The 6020-nt window shown below is 41.6% G+C and carries 3 protein-coding genes; 2 read left to right on the forward strand and 1 reads right to left on the reverse strand.

All coding sequences use genetic code 11. From position 1 onward, the window contains the following. Positions 1-89: 89 nt before the first annotated feature. Positions 90-2474, reverse strand: coding sequence for a phosphoenolpyruvate synthase (gene ppsA / locus VLN09_RS00415; RefSeq protein ID WP_325243029.1), 2385 nt, complete (start codon positions 2472-2474; stop codon positions 90-92). Positions 2475-2944: 470 nt separating this feature from the next. On the opposite strand from ppsA, the gene ppsR reads away from it, so the two are divergent. Together ppsR and sthA are read left to right on the forward strand one after the other, a co-directional pair. Beyond that, a complete protein-coding gene (gene ppsR / locus VLN09_RS00420) occupies positions 2945-3841 on the forward strand; it encodes a posphoenolpyruvate synthetase regulatory kinase/phosphorylase PpsR (RefSeq protein ID WP_325243031.1) in 897 nt (298 codons plus the stop codon). A gap of 221 nt (positions 3842-4062) precedes the next feature. Beyond that, the gene (gene sthA, locus VLN09_RS00425) at positions 4063-5706 is read left to right on the forward strand and encodes a Si-specific NAD(P)(+) transhydrogenase (RefSeq protein ID WP_325243033.1); all 1644 of its coding nucleotides are present in this window, start codon (positions 4063-4065) and stop codon (positions 5704-5706) included. Positions 5707-6020 lie beyond the last annotated feature (314 nt).

A 6020-nucleotide genomic window follows, 5' to 3' on the forward strand; every position in this document is an offset into this window, starting at 1 on the left:
ATTAGGGTCTATTTGAAAAAATCAAATAGACCCTAATGGTTGTATCTTAAATGACGGTGTGAATTAACGTTGTGACGTAACGTTACAGCTTATTTTACTTCTTCACCAGCTAAGAAGAACCAAGTGTCTAATACTGAGTCAGGGTTCAGTGATACTGAGCTGATGCCTTGCTCCATGAGCCATAAAGCTAGATCTGGATGGTCTGACGGACCTTGACCACAGATACCGACATATTTGTTTTGCTTACGGCAAGCATCAATCGCCATAGACAACAGCTTTTTAACCGCAGGGTCACGCTCATCAAATAGATGTGAGACGATACCTGAATCGCGGTCAAGACCTAGGGTCAACTGAGTCAAATCGTTTGAACCGATTGAGAAACCATCAAAGTGCTCTAGGAACTCTTCTGCTAGTAAGCAGTTGGTTGGTAGTTCACACATCATGATAATGCGTAGACCGTTTTCGCCACGTTTTAGACCATTTTTCTCAAGTAATTCGATAACTTGTTTGGCTTCGCCAACAGTACGTACAAATGGAATCATAATCTCGACATTTGTCAAGCCCATCTCATCACGTACACGTTTCAGTGCTTTACACTCAAGCTCGAAGCAATCACGGAAATTATCAGACACATAACGGCTGGCACCGCGGAAACCAAGCATTGGGTTTTCTTCTGATGGCTCGTATAACTTACCGCCCAACAAGTTAGCATATTCGTTTGATTTAAAATCTGACATACGAACGATAACTGGCTGATCCATAAAGGCAACGGCTAGTGTTGAGATACCTTCGACCAATTTGTCCACATAGAAATCAACTGGTGAAGCATAACCTGCGATACGCTCATTGATAGCTTGTGCAATTTCACGTGGCAAGCTGTTCATGTTCAGTAGCGCTTTTGGATGCACGCCAATCATACGGTTGATAATGAACTCAAGACGGGCAAGACCGATACCTTCGTTTGGCATTTGGGTAAATGAGAAGGCGCGATCTGGATTACCAACGTTCATCATGACTTTGAAGGCAAGCTCAGGCATAGATTCAACAGAGTTGGTCTGTACTTCAAAATCAATCTGACTTTCATAAATGAAGCCAGTATCACCTTCGGCACAAGAAGCAGTCACGTCTTGACCATCAACCAATAGCTCAGTAGCATTACCACAACCAACGATTGCTGGAACACCTAGCTCACGAGCGATAATAGCTGCGTGACAAGTACGACCGCCACGGTTAGTAATGATAGCAGAAGCACGCTTCATGACTGGTTCCCAATCCGGATCCGTCATGTCTGATACTAGTACGTCGCCTTCTTGTACTTTGTCCATCTCATTTAGGTTGCTGACGATACGGACTTTACCTGAACCGATACGTTGACCAATTGAGCGACCTTCGCACAACACTTTAGCGTTAGTCGTGTCAATGATATAACGTTCCATGACATTACTGTCTTGACGACTCTTAACGGTTTCAGGACGGGCTTGAACGATAAAGATCTCATTGGTATCGCCGTCTTTTGCCCATTCAATATCCATCGCTTGACCATAATGTTTTTCAATGGTCATTGCTTGCTTGGCAAGTGAAGTCAGCTCTTCAGTTGATAAAGAGAACTGCATACGATCTTCTTTTTCGACATCAATGACTTTAACCGATTTGGTGGTACTACCTTCATCACCATAAATCATTTTTTTATGCTTGCTACCTAGGTTGCGACGGATAATCGCAGGTTTACCGTTAGCAAGTAATTGTTTTGATACATAAAATTCGTCAGGGTTTACTGCACCCTGTACAACCATTTCGCCTAAGCCATAGCTTGACGTGATAAAAACAACTTGATCAAAACCACTTTCTGTATCTAGCGTAAACATGACGCCCGCAGCACCAGTTTCTGAACGTACCATGCGCTGTACAGCAGCAGATAGAGCAACGCCTTCGTGCTCAAAACCTTTATGTACACGATAAGAGATAGCACGGTCATTATATAAAGAAGCAAATACTTCTTTAATAGCAATTAGGATGTTATCAATACCGCGAATATTCAAGAAAGTTTCTTGTTGACCGGCGAATGATGCATCTGGCAAATCTTCGGCAGTTGCAGAAGAACGTACGGCAACAGCGATGTCTTCGCCGCCACTCATGGTTTCAAATGATTGACGTACTTCTTGCTCAAGATCTTTTGGTAATTCTTGCTCAATAATCCAAGTACGGATTTTTTTGCCAGTAGCAGCAAGCTTATTGACATCATTCACATCTAGTGTTTTTAGCTCACTATTGATTTTGTCAAGCAAGCCCGTTTCAGTCAAAAAACGGTTGAATGCATTTGAAGTGGTGGCAAAGCCGCCTGGAACACTGACACCTAAATCAGAAAGATGGCTGATCATCTCGCCAAGCGAGGCATTCTTGCCACCGACCATCTCAATGTCGTCTTTTCCTAGCTGATCCAGATTGATTACAAGTGCTGTAGATTGCGCTGCCATGATAACTCCAGAAAATAAGGTTATTTAGTAAAGATTATAATGGTCGATTATACCCCTATATTTTGAGAAATTCGAGAGGTTGAACCAAAAAAATGCTGAAAAATGTACAAATTGTGGGTTTTGCTACATATTTATTGGTAAAGGCGGCAAGTTTTTTAGTAAAGAAAATGCAATGCAATGCGACAGCATCGAGCTTTTCGTTAAGTTTTACGTTTAGTACCTATATATTTAATGCTTATATTAAATTTATATCAGCAGACTGTATTTGGCTACGTGTCACTCTTAACTTGTACTGAAAGTCAGTTGCTAAGTGTACGCCTGTAACATCGGTTACTATTCAGTGTCTATTATGCGTATAATATAAGGCATAAATTTCAGATGCACATGACTGAATGATTAAAGGCTAAATGCGAAAAATTCAAGGCTGCTATTGAGGTTTCAACCAAGATTAAAACAAAGGTATCAATGTTATGTACGTAAACCATTCATCCCCACAATCTACGGCTACAATTCAGAATAAGCAGGCTTTAGAAGTCGATAATATCCAAAACATAAGAACCGCGTTTTTTATCTCTGATGGTACAGCGATTACAGCGGAGACGCTTGGGCGTGCGATATTGAGTCAATTTGGCTCAGTGCCATTTGAAACCCGTGTCTTACCTTATGTAGATAATCTAGAGCGCGCTGAAGATGCAGTGGTACAAATCAACAACGCCTATCAGCGAGATGGTTTATTACCCTTAGTCTTTGATACCATTGTCAGTCCTGAAATTCGTGAAAAAATCAATTCAGCGCACAGCTGCAATTTAGATATGTATGAAGGTTTGATTGGTCGCGTAGCAGAAGAGACAGGGGTGGAGCCAGATGGGCATTCAGGTCATGCACATGATGATGTAGATTCTGAGACTTATAAAGAGCGTATTGATGCAGTACATTTTGCTTTAGATAACGATGATGGCGCACGTACCCGTCATTATCATGCAGCAGATATTATTCTAATTGGGGTATCGCGCTCCGGTAAGACACCGACCTCATTATACTTGGCGTTACAGTTTGGTATTCGAGCGGCAAATTATCCGCTGACTGAAGAAGACTTAAGCGATAATCAGCTACCAAAAGCCTTACGTGAGCACAGAAACAAGCTGTTTGGCTTGATCATCGATACGGATCGCTTGGTCAAAATCCGCCAAGAACGTCGCGCTGGCAGTCGTTATGCAAGCTATCAGCAATGTCAGCAAGAGCAGCGCGCGATACAAGGTATTTATATCTCGCAAGGAATTCCAAGTCTTGATGTGTCAGAGATGTCCGTTGAAGAGATTGCCACCCGCATCTTACAGATGACCGGTCTAAAACGCCGTATTGGCTAATGTAATATCATCAATCTCATAGTGATTGCCATCGAGTTTTAAAAAAGCATTATCGAAAAACAGTCAGCAGAATAGAACCGTAATAGTTGTATTGCAAAATAATGTATCACCACGTATGGTGGGCAAATTTTAGCACAGTGGGTGTTTTCTCTAAATACTGATACAGGTGATGGCATCTGCGTGCTACAAATATAGATTCATAAATTAATAAAGAGGATACGATGGGAAGCAAACCTATAAGCGACGCGACCAACGATACTGGTAAGGACAGCAAAACTGAGGTGTCTAATAAAGAGAGCGGTCGTCCGCCAACTCTTGAACACACTAAAGATAAAAACAAAGAAGAGAAAATCGAGCAAACGCATGAGCAAGTCACTGAAGACATCATGCATCATCCAGATTTGGTCAATCCACTGGATGATACGCGTATTGATGTAAAATCTGGTTTTACCAAAGACTCACAACGTTTAAAAAGCGATAAGCATGAGTTTGAATACGATGCGGTCGTATTAGGCGCAGGTCCTGCTGGGGAAGCTGCTGCCATGAAACTTGCCAAATCTGGTAAAAAAGTTGTGGTTATTGACCCACGTGAGCAAGTAGGCGGTAACTGTACCCACGTTGGTACTATCCCAAGTAAGGCTTTGCGTCAGTCAGTCTTTAACTTGATTAACTTTCGCCGTGACCAGATGTTTACCAAGGCGATGGATTATCATCAAGTGCCGCTCAATATCGTGTTAGCCAAAGCTCGCAAAGTGATTCTTCAACAGGTTCAGACGCACACCCGCTTTTACGAACGCAACCAAATCGAAGTGATTCATGGTTGGGCAAATTTTATCGATAAAAACACGATACGTATCGAAATTGATGAAAATACTTTTGAGATCATCACCTTTAATAAGGCGATCATTACTGTCGGTAGCCGTCCGTATCGCCCTGATATCTTAGACTTTGATCATCCGCGCGTGTTTGATTCTGATAAAATTCTCCAGATGGATTATGTGGTTAAGAAAATCATTATTTATGGCGCTGGCGTGATTGGCTGTGAGTATGCTTCTATCTTTACCGGTCTTGGCTATAAAGTAGATTTGATTAATAACCAAAACCAGCTGCTAAGCTATCTTGATAGTGAAATCAGTGATGCCATTGCGCATGACTTCCGTCAATTTGGTGTGGTCATACGTAGCAATGAAGAGATTGATCATTTAGAAACGCATGATGACTGTGTGATTTTGCATCTAAAAAGCGGCAAGAAAATTAAGTCCGATGCGATTTTATGGTCAAATGGACGCTCAGGTAATACTGAAGGTTTAAACTTAGAATGTCTAGGTTTAGAAGCCAATAGCCGTGGTCAGTTGAAAGTTGATGACACTTATTGTACCGAAATTGAAAATATTTATGCCGCGGGCGATGTTATCGGTTGGCCATCATTAGCTTCTGCCGCTTATGACCAAGGGCGCTGTGCTGCGGCATTTATGGTCGGCGATCGTGATGCAGAGCCAGTATCAAGCGTACCGACGGGTATTTATACCATTCCTGAGATTTCATGTATCGGTAAAACGGAACAAGAATTAACCGATGCTAAAGTCCCATATGAAGTAGGTCAGGCATTCTTTAAACACTTGGCGCGTGCGCAAATTATTGGTGAGCGCTCGGGCGTCTTAAAAATACTTTTCCACCGTGAGACGTTAGAGATTTTAGGTATTCATTGCTACGGTAACCATGCCTCTGAGATTATTCACATCGGACAAGCGGTGATGAAATGTAATGCCACGCTTGAATACTTTGTTAATACGACCTTTAACTATCCAACAATGGCAGAAGCCTATCGCGTTGCTGCCTTAAATGGTCTAAACCGTATCTTTTAAAAGATTAAAGCAAGTCAATAAAAAAAGCGTCTGTAATAATACAGGCGCTTTTTTTATTGCTATAGTTGAAATACTTTAAAGTCGCTACAGTATTGCTGGTGTAAATTTTTTGCAGCCTCTGTCTGCGTAGGCACAGCAAGCAAGAAAAATTTGCACCAGCAGTACGTGTTGTATCGATATTACTTTTCACCGACTATATTTATAATAGCGATAACCCGTCACTAAAGGCGAGTCTATTTTACTCTGAAAGGACTATATATTATTTACGTTAATAAGCGTTTTTACGCTCTGACGTTAGCCAGCGGAATAGTAGC

Source organism: Psychrobacter sp. (assembly GCF_035469765.1).
Taxonomy (GTDB): domain Bacteria; phylum Pseudomonadota; class Gammaproteobacteria; order Pseudomonadales; family Moraxellaceae; genus Psychrobacter.

Excerpts from the sequence above, each read along its gene's own strand:
- ppsR (WP_325243031.1), top strand. The coding sequence starts at position 2,945 with ATGTACGTAAACCATTCATCCCCACAATCTACGGCTACAATTCAGAAT.
- ppsA (WP_325243029.1), bottom strand. The coding sequence starts at position 2,474 with ATGGCAGCGCAATCTACAGCACTTGTAATCAATCTGGATCAGCTAGGA.
- sthA (WP_325243033.1), top strand. The coding sequence starts at position 4,063 with ATGGGAAGCAAACCTATAAGCGACGCGACCAACGATACTGGTAAGGAC.